We start from the raw sequence: 18,993 nt of genomic DNA, 5'->3' as shown, positions 1-18,993 counted from the left end.
CGTCTCTGATATGTCTGTGGTCGTGCGGTTTCCTTAGGTGAGTTAAGCGATCCTCGCGAGGTTTGCTATGAGGTAACTGAACTTAATCTTCGTTCCGTCGACGCTGTTCGTTGCGGATAACTCGAGATCACCACCGATCCAGTCGGCGGGATGCTCCGAATCATAGGACGTGGATCACGTCCTACGGCTCGCGCGTGCGCGCGATCGCCGGCCGTCGGAGACGGGCCGTGATCGATTTTTTCGGGGCTCGGGGAGTTGCGTCTACAGCGGCAGAACGGAGTTTTTTGATGAGTTCATTGGCCACCGACCGTGTCGACCAATGTTCTTCGGGTGAATTCTCAGCTCAACCCTTCGCGCTGTCTCCCGCGCAGGCGGCCCTCTGGTACGCCCAGCGCATCCGGCCCGACATCCCCCTCACCATCGCGCAATACGTGGAGATCCACGGTGATCTGGACGTCGGCCGCCTGCTCTACGCCATCGAACGCTTCGGCGGCGAGAGCGAGTGCGGCCACGTGCGCCTGCTCGAGATCGACGGTGTGCCACACCAGATGGTGGACCTCACCCGCCGGGCCGGCTGGGGACGCCTCGACATGCGCGGCGAGGCCGACCCCCGGGCCGCGGCCCTCGCCTGGATGAACGAGCACGCCAGCTCGCCCATCGACATCGAAAAGGACCCGCTCACCATCAATGTGGTGCTGCAGGTCGGTGACTCGGACTGGATCTGGTACAGCCGTGGTCACCACATCGTCATCGACGGTTACGGCGCCATGAACGCCACCAGCCGGGCCGCGGAGATCTACACGGCCCTGGAAGAGCACGAGGAGCCGACGGATTCGCGGGCCACGCCGCTGGCCACCATCTACGGCGACGAGAACCGCTACCGGGAGACCAGCCGCTTCGTCACCGACAGCGACTACTGGCGGCAGCAGCTCAACGGCGCCGGCGAGCCGATCACCCTGTCCAGCAACGGATTGCTGCCCGCGGTGTCCGACGCGGGCCGCCGCAGCGCCAACGCCGTGCTCGCCGAGGACGCGCAGGCCGCCATCGAGGCCGCCGCGACCGCGTTCGGCTCCAACAGTTCCGCGCTGTTCGTGGCCGCGCTGGCCGGGTACGTGCGGGCCGTCACCGGCACCCAGGACGTGGTGCTCAGCCTGCCGGTCTCGGCGCGCACCACGGTGGCGCTGCGCCGCTCCAGCGGCGTGGTCTCGAATGTGGTGCCCATCCGGGTGCAGTTCACCGACACCTACACCATCGCCGATACGGTCCGCGCGGTCGAGCTGCAGATCACCGGTGCGCTGCGGCACCAGCGCTACCGCAGCGATGACATCCGCAGGGACTGCGGCTATTCCCGTGATGCCCGCGGCTTCTTCGGGCCCATGGTCAACCTCATGCTCTTCCACAGCGAGTTGAAATTCGGCAGCCTGATGGGCTCCATCAATGTGCTGTCCACCGGCCCGGTCGAGGACCTCTCGATCAACCTGTACAACGGGCTCGGCGGCAAGATCCACATCGATTTCGAGGCCAACCCGCGCCTCTACAGCGACGCCGAGCTGAGCGCGCACCACGGCCGGCTGCTGGACTACCTGAACCGCTTCGTGACCGCCGCCCCGGAGTCACTGGTCGCGGACATGCCGGTGCTCACCGACCAGGAACGCGAAAACGTCCTGGGCGGATGGAACTCGACCCGGGTCGCCCGCCAGGAGGGCACCCTGGCTGGGCTGTTCGCCGACCGGGCCGCCGCCTCCGCCGACCGGGTCGCGCTCGACTACGAGGGCGAGACCCTCACCTACGCGGCCTTCGACGAGCGCGCCAACCGGCTCGCACGCGAGCTCATCGCGCGCGGCGCGGGACCAGACACCCCGGTGGGCCTGGCGATCCGCCGCAGCCTCGACCTGCTGGTCGGCATGTACGCCATCGTCAAGGCGGGCGCGGCCTACCTGCCCATCGACCCGGACCACCCGGCCGACCGCATCGAGGCCGTCCTCGACCAGGCCCGGCCGCTGTGCATCCTCACCACCGAGCGCGACGACCTCGACTTGCCCAGCACCGCACCGCGATTCGACATCGACACCGCGGACGTGTCGAGGTACCCGGGCAACCCGGTCACCGACGCCGACCGGACCACGCCGCTGCGGGCCGACCACCTCGCCTACGTCATCTTCACCTCCGGCTCGACCGGCAAGCCCAAGGGCGTCGGGGTCACCCACGCCGCCATCGTGAACCGGCTGCGCTGGATGCAGGACGCCTACCCGCTCGACTCGTCCGACGTGGTGCTGCAGAAGACCCCAGCGACCTTCGACGTCTCGGTGTGGGAGTTCTTCTGGCCCTTGCAGATCGGGGCCCGCCTGGTCATCGCCGCCCCCGACGGGCACCGCGATCCCGCCTACCTGGCCGGCGTGATCGCCGAGAAGGGCGTCACCACGGCGCATTTCGTGCCGTCCATGCTGTCGGTGTTCCTCACCGACACCGACGTGCGCGGCTGCACCGGGCTGCGGCGGGTCTTCTGCTCCGGTGAGGCGCTGCCCGCCGCCACCGTCGCCGAATTCCACGCCGCCCTCGGCGCCGGTTCGGACGCGCCAGAGCTGCACAACCTGTACGGCCCGACCGAGGCAGCCGTCGACGTCACCGCCTGGCACTGCACGCCGGGCAGCACCACCGTCCCGATCGGCGCGCCCATCTGGAACACCCAGACCTATGTGCTGGATGCCCGGCTCCAGCCGGTCGCCCCCGGCGTCGTGGGCGAGCTGTACCTGGCGGGCGTGCAGCTGGCTCGCGGCTATCTGGGGCGCGGCGCGCTCACGGCCGACCGGTTCGTGGCCAACCCGTTCACCCCCGGGACCCGCATGTACCGCACCGGTGACCTGGTACGGTGGCGCGCCACCGGTGTCCTGGAATACCTGGGCCGCAGCGACTTCCAGGTCAAGGTGCGCGGCCTGCGCATCGAACTCGGTGAGATCGAGGCCACCCTGCTGGCCGACGCCCGCGTCGCGCGCGCGGTGTGCGTGGCCCGCCGTGGCCGCGGCGGCGACGAGCTCATCGGCTATGTGGTGGCCGCCCCCGGCGTCGGCGACCTCGACGTGTCCGAGCTCGCCGGCGCGCTGCGCCGGACCCTGCCGAGCTACATGGTGCCGGCGTTCCTCATGGTGCTCGACGAACTACCGTTGAGCGCGAACGGCAAGGTGGACCGCAAGGCACTGCCCGCACCCGATGCGGGCGCCCGCCGCCCGGCCCGGCCCGACGCGACCCCCAGCACCGCCATGGAACGTCAGCTGGCCGGCATCTTCGCCGAGGTGCTCGGCACCGACGAATTCGGTGTGCGGGACAGCTTCTTCGACCTGGGCGGCAATTCGCTGACCGCCGCCCGCGCGGTCGCGCGCGTGAACGCCGCCCTCGGCGCCTCGCTCACCATCCGCGACATGTTCGAGACGTCCACCGTCGCCGCGCTCGCCACCCGGCTCTCGACCGAGCGCCCGGAGAAGGCCTCCCCGAAACTGGTGGCCGGGCCACGGCCGCAACAGATTCCGCTGTCGCTGGCCCAGCAGCGGCTGTGGATCCTCAACCGGTTCGCCGAGCACGCGGCCGCCTACAATATGGCGTTCGCGGTGAAACTGACCGGGCCCCTGGACATTCCGGCCCTGCGCGCCGGACTGGTGGACGTGCTCGAACGGCACGAGAGCCTGCGCACCACCTTCCCCGACACCCCCGACGGGCCCTGCCAGCTGGTGCACCCGGCCGCGGAGATCCCGCTGACACTCGATCCCATCGACGCCACCGGCGACGACGCGGTCGCGCTGGCGAACGAATTCGCCGGGTACGGTTTCGATCTGCGCAGCCAGGCCCCGATCCGGGTGGCGCTGTACGCCACCGGGCCCGGCACCCACCTGTTCCTGGTGGTGCTGCACCACATCAGCGGCGACGGCTGGTCCATCGCCCCGCTGAGCCGCGACATCATGACGGCGGTGGCCGCCCGCGCTCAGGGCGCGGCGCCCCGGTGGACGCCGCTGCCGGTGCAGTACGCGGATTTCGCGCTGTGGCAACGGGAACTGCTCGGCGACGAGGCCGACCCGGGCAGCGCCCTGGCCCGCCAGCTAGCCTTCTGGCGCGCCGCGCTCGCTGACCTGCCCGACCAGCTGGACCTGCCGCTGGACCGCCCGCGCCCGCGGCAGCGCAGCACCGGCGGCGGTGCCGTCGAATTCGACATTTCCGCGCAGACTCGCCGCGCGCTGACGAGCGTGGCCGCCGAACGCGGGGTCAGTACCTTCATGGTGCTGCACGCCGCGCTGGCCGCGGTACTCGCACGCCTGTGCAATACCACCGATATCGTCATCGGCACGCCGATCGCCGGGCGCAGCGATCCGGCGCTCGACGAGCTGGTCGGTATGTTCGTCAACACCCTGGTGCTGCGCACCCGGGTGGATCCGGCCGCCGGCTTCGACCGCATGCTCGCCGAGGTCCGGGAGACCGACCTGAATGCGTTCGCCAACGCGGACGTGCCGTTCGAGCGGCTCGTGGAGGTGGTCAACCCCGAACGCTCCGCCGCCCGCCACCCGCTGTTCCAGGTGATGCTGTCCTACGACAGCACCGCCGCGCTGGATGTCGACCTGCCCGGCGTCGAGGCCGACGTGGTGCCGCTGGCCACCGACGTCGCCAAGTTCGATCTGCAGCTGACCGTCCACGAACCGGTCGGCATCCCCGCGGGCGACGCCGGGTTCACCGCCGAATTCGCCTATGCCGCCGATGTTTTCGACCGCAGCACGGTGGAGGCCATCGCGCGGCGCTTCGGCGCCGTCCTGGCCGCCGCGGTCGCCGACCCGGCCGTCCCCGTCGGCGACCTGCCGCTGCTGGACGCCCGGGAGACCGCGAAGCTGGTGCCCCTCGCGGGTTCGCCCGCCGAGCCCAGCATCAGCCTGGCCCGGCTGCTCAGCGACACCGCCGAGCGGGTGCCCGACGCGGTCGCGGTCCGCTACCTCGGCGTCGACACCACCTACCGCGAGCTCGACGAGCGCTCGAACCGCCTGGCGCGGGTGCTGATCGAGCACGGCGCGGGCCCGGAGGTGGTGGTGGCCATCGCGCTGCCGCGCGGGCTGGACAGCATTCTCGCGGTGTGGTCGGTGGTCAAGACCGGTGCGGCCTACGTTCCCGTCGACCCGGACTATCCGGGCGACCGCATCGCCCACATGCTCGCCGACTCCGGCGCGATGCTCGGCATCACCAATGCCGAACTGCGCGAGGACATGCCGACCTGGCCCGGTAATCGGGGCCGCCACCGCAAGAGCTACGTCGACTGGCTGCTGCTCGGCTCCGAGCAGCTGGCGCGCGAGTGCGCGCAATTCCCCGACACCCCCGTCACCGACGTGGACCGGCACCACCCGCTGCGCATCAGCAGCCCGGCCTACCTGATCTACACCTCCGGTTCCACCGGCAAACCGAAGGCCGTGGTCGTCACCAACGCGGGCATATCCTCGCTGGCGCACGAGCAGATGCACCTGTTCAAGGTCACGGATTCGGCTCGCACCCTGCACTTCTCGTCGCCCAGCTTCGACGCCTCGGTGCTGGAGCTGCTGCTCGGCTTCGCGGCCGGCGCCACCATCGTGGTCGTGCCCGCCGGCGTGTACGGCGGCGCCGAACTGGCGCGCGTCCTGCGCGAGGAACGCGTGACGCACGCGTTCGTCACCCCCGCCGCCCTGGGCACCGTGCCCGCCGACGACCTGCCGGAGTTGGAGGCCGTGATCGTCGGTGGCGAGGCCTGCCCCGAGGATCTCGTCGAGGTGTGGACCGCACCGGATTCCCGGCCCGGTCTGCCGCCACGGCGCATGCACAACATGTACGGCCCCTCCGAGGCCACCGTCGCCGCCACCGCCACCGGGCCCATGCTCGCGGGGCGGCCGGTGCCGATCGGCGGGCCGGTGCGCGGTATGCGGCTGTTCGTGCTCGACGGCCGCCTGCACCCGGTGCCGCCGGGCGTGGCGGGCGAGCTGTACGTGTCCGGTCCCGGTCTGGCCCGCGGCTACCTGGGCCGGCACGGCATGACGGCGCAACGCTTCCCGGCCAACCCGCACGGTCGGCGCGGTGAGCGCATGTACCGCACCGGCGACCTCGTGGTCACCGACAAGGCCGGGCAGCTGCGCTTCCTGGGCCGGGCCGACGACCAGATCAAGATCCGCGGCTTCCGCATCGAACTGCGCGAGATCGACGCCGTGCTGGCCGCGCACCCGGGAGTCGGCTTCGCGCTCACCATGGTTCACCACGACGAGCGCGGAATCCCCCGTCTGGTCGCGTATCTCACCGCCGACACCGAGCTCGACCCGGCCGCGGTGCTCGAGACCGCGCGCGGACGGCTGCCCGGCTATATGGTGCCCTCGGCACTGACCGTGCTCGACGCCATGCCGGTCGGCCCGTCCGGCAAGCTGGACCGCAAGGCGCTGCCCGCGCCGGAGTTCGTGGCCGCCGCGCCCACGCGCGCCCCGGAAACCGAACTGGAACAACAGGTCGCGCTGGTCTTCGGCAGCGTGCTGGGCGGGCTCACACCCGGCGCCGAGGACAACTTCTTCGACATCGGCGGCAACTCGCTGCTGGCGACCCGCCTGACCGCAGCTCTACACGCCGAGTTCGGGGTGGAGCTGCCGGTCCGCGAGGTTTTCGAGGCGCCGACGGTGGCCGGGGTGGCTGCCCGGCTGGCGGATGCGCCCCGGGCCCAGCGCGTCGCGCTGGCTGTGCACACGCCGCGCCCGGAGCGCGTACCACTGTCCCTGCCTCAGCAGCGACTGTGGTTCCTCAACAGATATTCCCCGGAATCGAGCGCTTACAACATCGCATTCGTGCTGCGGATCGACGGCGATCCGGATATCGGCGCGTTGCGGGCCGCCCTGGCCGATGTGGTGGAGCGCCACGAGGTGCTGCGCACCGTGTTCCCCGAGGACGAGCAGGGCGCCTACCAGGTCGTGCTGGACACGGCGCGGTGCCTGCCGGTACCGGAGGTGGTCGAGACCGACGAGGCCGGTGCACGGCACGCGCTGCGCTCGCTGGCCCGGCGCGGCTTCGACCTCGCCCGGGAGATCCCGCTGCGGATCACACTGCTGCGCACCGGAACCCGCCGCCACCTGCTCGGCATCGCGCTGCACCACATCGCCGCCGACGGGTGGTCGCTGAGCCCGCTCACCCGGGACCTGGCCGTCGCCTACACCGCCCGCAGCGGCGGCGCCGCCCCCACCTGGACGCCGCTGCCGGTGCAGTACGCCGACTTCAGCCTGTGGCAGCGCGACCTTCTCGGCGCCGAGGACGACGCCGAGAGCGCCGCCGCCTCCCAGCTGGCCTACTGGCGCACCGCGCTGGCCGGCCTACCCGGGGAACTGCCGCTGCCCTACGACCGGCCCCGCCCGGCCGAACCCACCCAGCGGGCCGGCACCGTGCAGTTCGAGGTGCCGGAAGCCGTGCAGCGCAAGCTCGCCGAGGTCGCCCGGGCACACGGCGTCAGCCTGTTCATGGTGCTGCGCTCCACCCTGGCCGTGCTGTTGCGCGCGGTCACCGGCGGCCGCGACGTCGTGATCGGCACCCCGGTGGCGGGACGCACCGACACCCGTCTCGACGAGCTGGTCGGCATGTTCGTCAACACGCTGATCCTGCGCTCGGACGTGGATCCCGACCGCAGCTTCGCAGAACTGCTGCAGGCCGACCGCGACACCGAACTGGCCGCCATGGCGCATGCCGAGGTGCCCTACGAGCGGGTCGTGGAGGAGGTGCAGTCCGCCGACGCGGGCCGGCGCCGCTACGGCGCGAGCCCGCTGCTGCAGGTCGCGCTGACCGTGCAGGACACCCCGGTGCCCGCGCTGCGGCTGCCCGGATTGTCGCTGCAGGCCGAGGAACTCGATATCGCCCTGGCCAAGTTCGATCTGGAGCTGCGGGTGCTGCCCGGCCTGGGCGAGGACCGGCGCGTCTTCGAATTCGTCTACGCCGCCGAGCTTTTCGACCAGTCGACCGTCGATACCCTGGCCGAGCGCCTGCTGAAGGTGTTCACCGCCGTCACCTCCGACGCGCAGCTGCGGGTCCGTGACATCGACGCGCGCACCGAACTCGAACGCGACATGTTCACCCCCGCGTGGGGCCCGGCTCCGGAACCGCAGTGCAGCCTGGCCGCCTACTTCACGGCCACCGCGCACCTCAACGCCGACCAGGTGTTCCTGCGCTTCGAGGACACCGAGCTCACCTATCTCGAATCCGATGTGTACTCGAACCGCTTGGCGCGGGCCTTGATCCAGCGCGGCCTGGGCCCGGGAGACCGGGTGGCCCTGGGCCTGACCCGCTCGGTCGAGTCGGTATTGACCGCGCTGGCCGTCACCAAGTGCGGTGCGGCGTTCGTGCCGGTGGACCCGAACTATCCGGCGGATCGCATGCAGCACATGCTCGCCGACTCCGGCTGCCGCTACGGCGTCAGCATGACCGAGCACTCCGAACGGCTGCACGCCGCCGCCGACCACGGCGTCGAGTGGCTGCTGCTCGACGACACGGGCCTGCTCGAGGAACTCGAGGTGCTCGACGGCGCTCCGATCACCGACGCGGAACGCACCAGCACGCTGTGGACCTCGGACGTGGCATACGTCATCTACACCTCCGGGTCGACCGGAAAACCCAAGGGCGTGGCCGTCACACACGGCGGCCTGTCCAATTTCGCCGACGAGGTCCGCGAGCGCGCGCGGGTCGATCGGGACTCGCGGACCATGCATTTCGCGTCCCCGAGCTTCGACGCCTCGGTCTACGACCTGTTGTTCGCGATCTGCGCGGGCGCGACCATGATCATCGTCCCGCCCGATGTGTACGGCGGCGACGACCTGGCCGAGCTCATGGAGCGCGAACAGGTCAGCCACACGTTCATAACCCCGGCCGCGCTGGCGACCATCGATCGGGACCGCTGGCCGCTGCCGCACCTGCGGGCGGTCATGGTCGGCGGCGAGGCCGTCGGTCCGGAACTGGTGGCGCGCTGGGCCCCCGGCCGCATGATGTTCAACGTGTACGGTCCGACGGAGACCACCATCGTGGTGACCATCGCCCCGCTCACCGTCGGCGAGCCCGTCACCATCGGCAATCTGGTCCGCGGCGCCCGCGCCCTGATCCTGGACGAGCGCCTGCGCCCGGTCCCGGTCGGCGTGCCCGGCGAGCTGTACATCGGCGGACAGGGTTGCGCGCGCGGCTATGTCGACCGGTTCGAGCTCACCGCCGCCCGGTTCGTCGCGGACCCGTACGGCCCCGAGGGCGCGCGGCTCTACCGCACCGGTGACGTGGTGCGCTGGACCGCCGGCGGCGACATCGTCTACCTGGGGCGCAGTGACCACCAGGTGAAGCTGCGCGGTTTCCGCATCGAGCTGGGCGAGATCGACGCCGTGCTCACCGCCCACCGCGCGATCCGCTTCGCCCACACCGAGGTTCGCGAGATCGCGGGCGCGCGCCGCATCGTGGCGTTCGTGCTGCCCAAGGACCTCGCCGCCGCACCGGATCTGGACCAGCTGCGCGCCCACTGCGCCGAGCACCTGCCGGCGCACATGGTGCCCAGCGCCCTCACCCTGCTCGATCACATTCCGCTCACCCCGGTAGGCAAGCTCGACCGCGACGCACTGCCCGAACCCACGGCCGTCACCGCCGGGGTCTCCCGCGATCCGGAGACCGACACCGAGCGCCTGGTCGCCGAGGTGATGGCGGAGCTGGTCGGCACCGAGGCCCTCGGTGCCGACGACAGCTTCTTCGAGGTCGGCGGAAACTCGTTGCTCGCCACCCAGCTGGTGGCCCGGCTGGCCACCGCCACCGGGGTCCGGTTGGAGGTGCGCACGGTCTTCGCCGCGCCCACCGTCGCCGGACTCGCCGCGGCCCTCGACACCGGATCGGCGTCCGCGGACCTGCGGCCGGAGCCGCGCAAGCGCACCCGGCCCGAACGGATTCCGCTCTCGGCGGCACAGCGGCGACTGTGGTTCCTGGAGAAGTTCAACGCCGGTGACCAGGGAGAAGCACTGGGCGCCTACAACGTTCCGGTCGCCCTGCGCCTGCACGGCGAGCTGGACATCCCGGCGCTGCGCGCGGCCCTGCACGCCGTGCAGGACCGGCACGAGACCCTGCGCACCGTCTTCCCGGAGATCGACGGCGAACCCTGCCAGCGGATCCTGGAGCCTGGCGAGGCGGCGATCGGGCTGCCGGTGCGGACGGTCGCGCGGGACGAGGTGCCCGAGGAGATCCGGCGCATCACCGGGGGCGGCTTCGATCTGGCCACCACCGTCCCGCTGCGCGCGGCGCTGCTGCGCCTGACCGGCAGCCGGACCGAGCACGTGCTGGTGCTCGTCGCGCACCACATCGCCATGGACGGCTGGTCGCTGCAGCCGCTGGCCGCCGATGTGGCCGCCGCCTACCGGGCGCACACCGGCAGGCAGGAGCCGGAATGGCCCGAATTGCCCATCCAGTACGCCGATTACACGCTGTGGCAGCAGGATGTGCTGGGGCGCGAGGACGATCCGGAGTCGGTGATCAGCCGCCAGCTCTCCTACTGGCGGCGCGAACTCGACGGCATTCCGGAACTGCTCGCGGTCCCCGCCGATCGGCCCCGCCCGCCGGTGCCGACCTATCGGGGCGGCACGGTGGAATGCCGGCTCGACGCCTTCACCCACCGCGAATTGCAGGCGCTGGCAGCCGAACACGGCGTCACCATGTTCATGGTGCTGCACGCGGCATTGGTCACGCTGCTGCACCGGTTGACCCACAGTGACGACATCAGTGTCGGCACACCCATTGCGGGACGTGGACATCCGGCGCTGGATCGTCTGGTCGGCATGTTCGTCGGCACCCTGGTGCTGCGCACCCGCATCGACGGCGGCGCCGCGTTCGGCAACCTGCTGCGCGCGGTCCGCGACACCGACCTGGAGGCCTTCGCCCACGCCGACGTGCCGTTCGAACGCCTCGTCGAGGTGCTGAATCCGGCGCGCTCCCAGGCACATCACCCGATGTTCCAGGTCATGCTGTCGGTGCAGAACCAGCCGGTGCGGGTGCTGGAGCTGCCCGCCATGCGAATCGAGGCCGACGACGCCGACCCGGGCATCGCCAAGTTCGACCTGCAGTTCACCCTCACCGAATCGTGGACGCCGCGACGGGAACCCGACGGCATCACGGTGTCGGTCAACTACGCCGCCGACCTGTTCGAGGAGGCGAGCGCGCAGCGGCTGGCACAGCGCTTCGCCCGGTTGCTCGGGGCCGCGGCCGCGAATCCGGCCACCGCCGTGGGTGATCTGGATCTGCTGGACTCGGCCGAATGGTCGGCGCTGGCGCCGGTGCGGGGCACCGAACCGAACCTACCCATCACCTTCCCGGAGGTGTTCGAGGCCGCCGCCAATCTCAACCGGAAAGCCATCGCGGTCCGCTCGGGGAGCACCCAGATCTCCTACGACGCCCTCGACCGCTGGACCAACCGGATGGCCCGGGTGCTGATCGGTTATGGCGTGGGCCCGGAAACCCTGGTCGCCATGGGGATTCCGCGCTCGGCGGAATCGGTGGCGGTCACCGTGGCCATCGCCAAGGCCGGCGCCGCGTTCGTGCCCGTCGACCCCAACTACCCGGAACAGCGCATCAGCCACATGCTGCTGGATTCCGGTGCGGCCGTGGGCATCACGCTGTCGACCTATCGGGACAAGATGCCCGACGGCGCCAACTGGACGGTGCTGGACGCGCCCTCGTTCCGGCAGCGGGTACTGGCCACCTCGGACGCGCCGATCCGTGACGCCGAACGCACCGCGCCGCTGCGGATGCACAACCCGGCGTACGTGATCTACACCTCGGGGTCGACCGGTATCCCGAAGGGTGTGGTCGTCACCCACGGCGGCCTGTCCAACTTCGCCGCCGAGACCGCGCAGCGCTTCGATGTCGGCCCCGACTCCCGCGTCCTGCACTTCGCCACACCGAGTTTCGACGCCGCCATGCTCGATTTACTGTTCGCGCTCGGCGGTGCCGCCACCCTGGTGATAACTCCGCCGGGTGTGGTCGGCGGCGAGGAACTGGCGCAGGTGTTCGTCGAGGAGGGCATCACCCACGCCTTCATCACCACCTCGGCGCTGGGCACCGTCGACCCGGCCGGCGTGACCGCGATGCGGCATGTGCTGGTCGGTGGCGAGGCGCTGCCACCGGACCTGGTCGCCCGGTGGGCGTCGGGCTGCCGCAAGCTCTACAACGTGTACGGGCCGACGGAGACCACCATCGTCACGGTGATGTCGCAGCCCATGTCGCCCGGCGGGCAGATCAATATCGGCGGACCCATCCGCGGGGTCGGCGCGGCCGTGCTCGACGCGCGCCTGCACCCGGCCCCGGCCGGGGTCACCGGCGAACTGCACCTGTCCGGTGCGGCGCTGGCGCGCGGCTATCTGCGCCGCCCGGGCCTGACCGCGCAGAAGTTCGTGGCCAACCCGTTCGGCAAGCCCGGTGAGCGGATGTACCGTACCGGCGACCTGGTCCGCTGGCTCGAAAGGGACGGCCGCGCACGGGATCTGGAGTACGTCGGCCGCACCGACCACCAGGTCAAGATCCGCGGCTTCCGCATCGAGCTCGGCGAGATCGACGTGGCGCTGGCCAAGCATCCGGCGGTGGAGTTCGCGACCACCATCGGGCACCGCACCCCGGCCGGCTCCACCGCGCTGGTGTCGTACGTGAAGCCGCGCACCGGGACCGCGCCCACCGCCGCCGAGCTGACCACGCACGTGGCCGAGCTGGTGCCCAACTACATGGTCCCGCAGTCGATCATGCTGCTTGACCGGGTGCCGCTGTCCCCGGTAGGCAAGCTGGACCGGAAGGCTTTGCCGGAGCCGGTGTTCGCGGCCCGCGAGGGCTACCGGCCGCCCACCAACCCGATCGAGGCGGCGCTGTGCGACGCCTTCGCCGAGGTGCTGGGCATCGAACAGGTCGGCGCGGACGACGGGTTCTTCGACCTCGGCGGCAACTCGCTGCTGGCCACCAAGGTGGTGGCCCAGCTGCGGGCGGGCGGCATCGACCTGCCGGTGCAGGCCATGTTCGGCGACTCCACCCCGGCCGCCATCGCCGGGCGGCTCGCCGAGGCCAAGGGCGATGACGGAGCCGCGCTGACCGCGGCCCTGGGTGCGGTGCTGCCGTTGCGGAGCGCCGCCGAATCCGATGTGCCGCCGCTGTTCTGCGTGCATCCGGCGATCGGCCTGGCCTGGTGCTTCGCCGGGCTGCTGTCGCACCTGCCGTCCGATCGGCCGGTGTACGGTCTGCAGGCCCCGCACGTCTCTGGGGAGGCGAGCCACCACACCATCGCCGAGGCCGCGGAATACTATGTGGCGCACATGAAGTCGGTGCAGCCGCAGGGTCCCTACCATGTGCTGGGTTGGTCGCTGGGCGGGCTCATCGCCCACGAGGTGGCCGTCCAGCTGCAGGAGGCCGGCGACGAGGTCGCGCTCCTGGGCCTGATGGACAGCTACCAGCTGTCGGATCGATTGCTCGACCAGGCGGTGCCGTCGGTGGCGTCGGTCGTCGCCGAATTCGGTTCCGATCTGCTCGGCGGGGACGCCGAGATCGATCCGCGCCTGACGCTCACCGAGGCGGCCGAACTGCTCCGCGGGCGATCCGGGCCGTTCGCGGCGCTCACCGTCGAGCACCTGGAAAGGCTCTACACCGGATACGAGAACGGCGCGGTGCAGGCGCACGGGTTCCGGCCCCGCGTCTACGACGGCGACATGCTGTTCTTCACCGCAGCCGACGACGAGATCAACCGGGCCGATCCGGACCGCTGTGCCGCGGCCTGGCAGCCCTACGTCACCGGTGCGGTGCACGACCAGCTGGTGCGGTGCACGCACGCCGGCATGACGACGCCCGAATCCCTCGCCGTCATCGGGCCCGTGCTGCGGGATCAGCTGGCGGCCATCCAAGCTCGGCGGGAGGGTATGCGATGAGTCTGGCCGTGGAAGTCCGAGGGCTGGTGAAGTATTACGGCAAGGTGCGGGTGCTGGACGGGATCGACCTCGAGATCCCGTGCGGCACGGTGATGGGCCTGCTCGGGCCGAACGGCGCGGGCAAGACCACCACCGTCCGCATCGTCACCACCCTGCTACGCCCGAGCGCGGGCTCGGTGCACGTCGTGGGAGTCGACGTGCTGAAGCATCCGGCCCGCGCCCGCACCCGGATCGGTCTGTCGGGCCAGTACGCGGCCATCGACGCCAATCTGACCGGGTTCGAGAATCTGCGCATGGTGGCCCGCCTGTACGGCATGAACCACAAACATGCCGCCGAACGCGCCACCGAACTGCTCGGCGCGCTGGGTCTCGAGCATGCGGCCGGGCGGCGCGCGGGCACCTACTCCGGCGGTATGGCCCGCCGGCTCGACCTGGCGGGCGCGCTGGTCTGCCGGCCGCCGGTGGTCGTACTGGACGAGCCGACCACCGGGCTGGATCCGCGCGGCCGCCTCGACATGTGGCGGGTCATCGGCGAACTGGTCGACGACGGCACCACCGTGCTGCTCACCACCCAGTATCTGGAGGAGGCCGACCTTCTCGCCGACCGCATCACCGTCATCGACCGCGGGCGCGTCATCGCCCGCGGATCCGCCGATGAACTCAAGACCTCCATCGGCGGTGACAAGCTGACCGTCACCCTCGCCGCCGGGCAGGATCCCGCCCCCGCGCGCAAGGTGCTGGGCGAGGTCGGCATCGGCGATGCTGAATTCGACGAGGGCGCCGACGCGGTGACCGTGGTGGTCGGTGACGGCACCCGCACCATGGTGGAGGCGCTGCGCCGTCTCGACGACGCCGGGGTGCACGTGGTCGACGCCGCCGTGCACCGGCCCACCCTCGACGACGTATTCCTTTCCCTCACCGGCAAATCCACCGAACGCAAGTCGGACGTCCCCGCATCAGAGTCAGTCGAAGAGGAGATCTTGTCGTGACGACCCTCCCCGCCGAGGCCGAACCGGAAGCCGCCGCGCCGCCCGCGGCGGAACCCATTCGCGAGCGTGTCGAGGGACCGGTGATGCTGCTGCCCCGGGTGGTGCGCGACTCGGCGATCGTGGCCTACCGCAATCTGCTGACCATCCTGCGGGTGCCCACGCTGCTGGTGACGGCCACGATTCAGCCGCTGATGTTCGTGTTCCTGTTCGCGTACATCTTCGGCGCGTCGCTGGGCGGCGATCAGTACCGGGAGTTCCTGCTCGCCGGAATCTTCACGCAGACAGTCGCTTTCAACGCGGCGTTCACCACCGTCGGTCTGGCCAACGACCTGCACAAGGGCATCATCGACCGGATGCGGACCCTGCCCATGTCGCGGCTGGCGGTGCTGATGGGCCGCACCCTGTCGGACCTGGTGGTCAATATTCTGGCGCTGACGGTCATGGTGGTCTGCGGGTACGTGGTGGGCTGGCGGATCAATGGGGCGATCATGGACGCGGTGCTGGCGTTCGGCGTGATCCTGCTGTTCGCATTCGCCATGTCGTGGGTCGGGGCGATCACCGGGCTCATGTCGCCCAGTGTCGAGGTGGCCCAGAGCGCCGGTCTCATCTGGCTGTTCCCGCTGACCTTCATCTCCTCGGCGTTCATCTCCGGAGAGACGCTGCCCGGCCCGCTGCGCGCGGTCGCGGCCTGGAATCCGATTACGGCGGTGTCGGCGGCCGGCCGGAAGCTGTTCGGAAACGGCTCCCCTCCGACGTTCAAACCGGCGACCGGCTGGCCCGCCGACCACTGCGTCGAATACTCCATCTACTGCTCGCTGGCCATCCTCGCGATCTCGGTGCCGATCGCCCTGCTGCAGTACCGCAAGGTCGCCAGTCACTGAGCCGGCCGGGTAGCGCGCCCAGCTGCCCCAGCATGCTGAACCGTCGAAGGAGCCACGGAATTCGGTGATCCGGCCGTCGCGGATGCGAACGCGACGCCGGGCACCGCCACCTCGCGGCCGGTCGCCGAAATGCCCAGGAACTCGCCCAGCTGGGTGCCGTGCCCGGTCCTGCGCTCCGCCACCCGATTGCCGATCTTCTTGCCGCCCAGTGCAGCTCACCGGGGTGACCTCGGCAAACGGGAAGGGCCCCGCACCGATGTGGTGTGGGGCCCTTCCCGGGTCTTGGCGTGTGCTCAGCCGCGGCGGCGGGTCTTGAGCAGCTCCATGCGCTCCTGCAGGAGCTCCTCGAGCTCCTCCTTGCTGCGACGCTCCAGCAGCATGTCCCAGTGGGTGCGGGGCGGCTTGACCTTCTTCGGTTCCTGCGTGGTGCCCTCGAGCAGGATGCCCTCCTGGCCGTTGCGGCACAGCCAGGTCGGGGGGATTTCGGCGTCGTCGGCGAAGGGAACGTCGAATTCCTCGCCGTTGTCGGTGCGGTACCGCGCCATCCGACGCGGCGCCAGGTCGTGGTCGCGGTCGGTCTCGTAGCTCACCGCTCCGAGCCGAGACCCCCGGAGTACGCGATCTGCCATGAGTGCGGTCCCTTCTCGCCTGTCGGCAATGTTCTACATCAGTGTTTCTGCAGCTGCGCTACCTACTGTCAACGCGGCCGCGCACGTCTTGGTTCCCGTGGGAGAACCCTGCCATCCTACTCGTCCGGCGTGCCCGCTTCGCCGCGGCGTGCCCTTCCACCCGGTCGCGGTCGCAAACCGCTAATGTGACGGACCATGTCTCGACGCGTGCTGTCCTGCTGCCAGTGGTGCGGGCGGGAGATCGCCGAATCGGAGATCGGACGCCGCCGGCGCTACTGCCGGCAATCGTGTCGCCAGCGGGCGTACGAACACCGAAACAGCGTGAAGGGCACCGGCATTCCCGAGGATTCGGTGGTGCTCAGTGCCCAGGAGGTCTCCGACCTGTCCGATCGCTGGTTCGCCGCCCGCTGCGCCGCCGAGGATGTGGCCACGGCGGTCGCGGAGGGCGCCGAGATGATCGAACTCGCCGATCTCACCGCGACATTGGTGGCGTTGACGCGTGAGGCGGAACGGCTGCGCTGACCGCGGTGTGGCGGCCGTGCGGGTTCAGGGCGTACACGACCCCGATACCGAGGGCGGTGACGGCGGCGACAAGGCCGAGGGCGGTGAGGGTTTCGCCGTCGGGCCGGGTCACCGGTTGCCCGCGCAGCGCCTGCCACAGCAGCAGCGCCACCAGACCGCTGTACCCGAGGGCCAGCACCCCGATCAGCCGGGTGCGGGTGCGCTCGGGGCGCAGCCATGCCACGGCCGGGGCGACTCGGGCCAGCACGATGGCCGCGACGATGAGCAACTGGATGCCGTGCAGGCCCGCGAAGTGCGCGATCCGCATGTCGCCGCCCGCGGTGCTCCAGTGCGTGACCGGCATGCCCTCGACACCGTCGCGGACGGCGGGCTGCCCGCTGATGAAGGTGTGACCCGCGCCGAGGCGCACCGGGTGCCCGTAGGCGTCGGTGGCCTGCTGCTCGCCGCTGAAGCCCATCGTGTAGCCGAGCGCCATGCCGAACACCGCGATGCCCAGGCCCGTGCGGATGGCCAGCGAGGTGGGCCGGTCGGTGACGCGCTGCCACGAAAGGGTCACCGCGATCACCAGATTCGCGAGGAACAGTCCGGGCACGCCGGTCATGAACACCCATTGGCCGATGGTGTTGACGGCGTCGTGCTGGGTGTTGAAGTGGCTGAAGGTGCCGCGCGCGGCCTGCACGACGATGAAGCCGACGTCCACGACGCTGGTGGCGGCGAAGACGGTGCCCATCCACCAGGTGAGCCGCTGTCCGCGGTGCGGGAACGACACCAGCCAGGCCAGGGTGCCGCAGTAGAGGGTCATGGCGATGGCGAACTTGACGGGTTTGAGCCATACCGATTCGCCGAGCAGCAGACGGTCGTCGAAGGCCATGGCGCACAGCGAGAATACGGCCAGGGCCGCCATGGACGCGGTGGTGACGAGCAGCGGTCGGTGCAGTCGGCGGGGTGGCGTGGGAGCGGTGAGCGGCGCGAGCGTCGGACGATCGAGCGTGGTCATGACGGTGACGCTAGGTCCGCGATTCCGGACGCCACGTCCCCCGGCGGTGGGGTCGGCGCGTAGTACCCGGGTATGAGAACAGCCCCGGCGGTATGAGCCGGGGCTGTTCCGCGTGGGCCGCGAACGTCGTTGTCGCGCAACCGATCCGTGCACCCCTCGTCGGCGCTCGGACGAGTGGGGTCAGTCGACGGGGATGCCGACGTCCATGCCGCGCCCGGTCAGGTAGGGCAGCGGGTCGATGGGGGCGTTGCCGCCGGTGTGCACCTCGTAGTGCAGGTGGGGTCCGGTGGAGTAGCCGCGGCTGCCGACGGTGGCGAGCACGTCGCCGGCGCGCAGCTGCTGGCCTACCTGGACCAGGATGTCCTGCATGTGGCCGTAGACGCCGATGGTGCCGTCGTCCTGCAGTACCCGCACCCACAGGCCGAATCCGGAGGCCGGGCCCGCCTCGATGACGGTGCCGTCGGTGATGGCGTGGATGGGGGTGCCGAAGCCCTCGCCGAAGTCGATGCCGGCGTGCATGGCGCCCCAGCGCAGGCCGAAGCCGGAGGTGAGCGGTCCGGCGACCGGGCGCACGGTCTTGGGGCGGGTCTGTTCGGCGTGCAATCCGTTGAGGAAGTCGAGCACCGGCTGGGGGACGCCCTGCGGCATCTGGGCTTCGCGCGGGGTGAAGGCGGTGAACGTGACGTCGACCTGTGCGGCGTTTGCCACGGAGTCGCCCGTGAACTCGTGGGTGTCGGTGGCGCCCAGTGCGGTGAGGGAGGCACCGACGATGGCGGTGACGGCCACGGCACGGGTCGCGACCGAGCGGGACCGGCCGGCTCCACGCAGACGAGATAACGGAACGGTTACGGGCATGGATCGACCGTACGAGAACTCAGCCGCCGTTCAGAAACGGAGTTGCGACCGTCACAGTGGATAAAAAGCCCAGTTCGCGTATGACGAGTAGACAACGACACGCGGGTAATTCTTGGATGACGTCGGTCTTCGAGGGGTGCTCGTGTTTTGACCGAGGGCGCGAAGCCGGGGCACGCTATTCAAGTGGTGACTAAT

At 70.5% G+C, this 18,993-nt stretch carries 7 protein-coding genes; 4 read left to right on the top strand and 3 right to left on the bottom strand.

The window, feature by feature from the left end:
• Positions 1 to 287 precede the first annotated feature (287 nt).
• The 3 genes from ON33_RS10935 (at position 288) to ON33_RS10925 (ending at position 15,795) form a co-directional block, all read left to right on the top strand.
• Positions 288 to 13,925, top strand: coding sequence for a non-ribosomal peptide synthetase (locus ON33_RS10935; RefSeq protein WP_083868826.1), 13,638 nt, complete (start codon positions 288 to 290; stop codon positions 13,923 to 13,925).
• Positions 13,922 to 14,914 carry a daunorubicin resistance protein DrrA family ABC transporter ATP-binding protein gene (locus ON33_RS10930; RefSeq protein WP_040857937.1) on the top strand — a complete coding sequence of 331 codons (993 nt, stop codon included), beginning with the start codon at positions 13,922 to 13,924 and terminating at the stop codon, positions 14,912 to 14,914. The genes ON33_RS10935 and ON33_RS10930 overlap by 4 nt, the downstream gene beginning before the upstream one ends.
• A gap of 98 nt (positions 14,915 to 15,012) precedes the next feature.
• Complete coding sequence (locus ON33_RS10925) at positions 15,013 to 15,795, top strand: ABC transporter permease (RefSeq protein WP_085996720.1); 783 nt, start codon at positions 15,013 to 15,015, stop codon at positions 15,793 to 15,795.
• A 293-nt stretch (positions 15,796 to 16,088) separates the two neighbouring features.
• Here ON33_RS10925 and ON33_RS10920 read toward each other — a convergent pair whose 3' ends face one another.
• On the bottom strand, positions 16,089 to 16,424 hold the full coding sequence (locus tag ON33_RS10920; RefSeq protein ID WP_040857934.1) for an RNA polymerase-binding protein RbpA: 336 nt from the start codon (positions 16,422 to 16,424) through the stop codon (positions 16,089 to 16,091).
• Positions 16,425 to 16,619: 195 nt separating this feature from the next.
• Between ON33_RS10920 and ON33_RS10915 the strand changes: the two genes are divergently transcribed.
• A complete protein-coding gene (locus tag ON33_RS10915) occupies positions 16,620 to 16,946 on the top strand; it encodes a hypothetical protein (protein WP_040857932.1) in 327 nt (108 codons plus the stop codon).
• Here the strand turns inward: ON33_RS10915 and ON33_RS10910 are convergent.
• Positions 16,897 to 17,943 carry a hypothetical protein gene (locus ON33_RS10910; RefSeq protein ID WP_040857930.1) on the bottom strand — a complete coding sequence of 349 codons (1,047 nt, stop codon included), beginning with the start codon at positions 17,941 to 17,943 and terminating at the stop codon, positions 16,897 to 16,899. The genes ON33_RS10915 and ON33_RS10910 overlap by 50 nt on opposite strands.
• Positions 17,944 to 18,123: 180 nt before the next feature.
• Entirely contained in the window at positions 18,124 to 18,798 is a 675-nt protein-coding gene (locus tag ON33_RS10905) for a M23 family metallopeptidase (protein ID WP_040857928.1), read from the bottom strand.
• Positions 18,799 to 18,993 lie beyond the last annotated feature (195 nt).

Source organism: Nocardia niigatensis NBRC 100131 (assembly GCF_000308655.1).
GTDB classification, from domain to species: domain Bacteria; phylum Actinomycetota; class Actinomycetes; order Mycobacteriales; family Mycobacteriaceae; genus Nocardia; species Nocardia niigatensis.
Note: the sequence above shows the minus strand (reverse complement) of the source record. Positions and strands in the feature narration are given on the sequence as shown.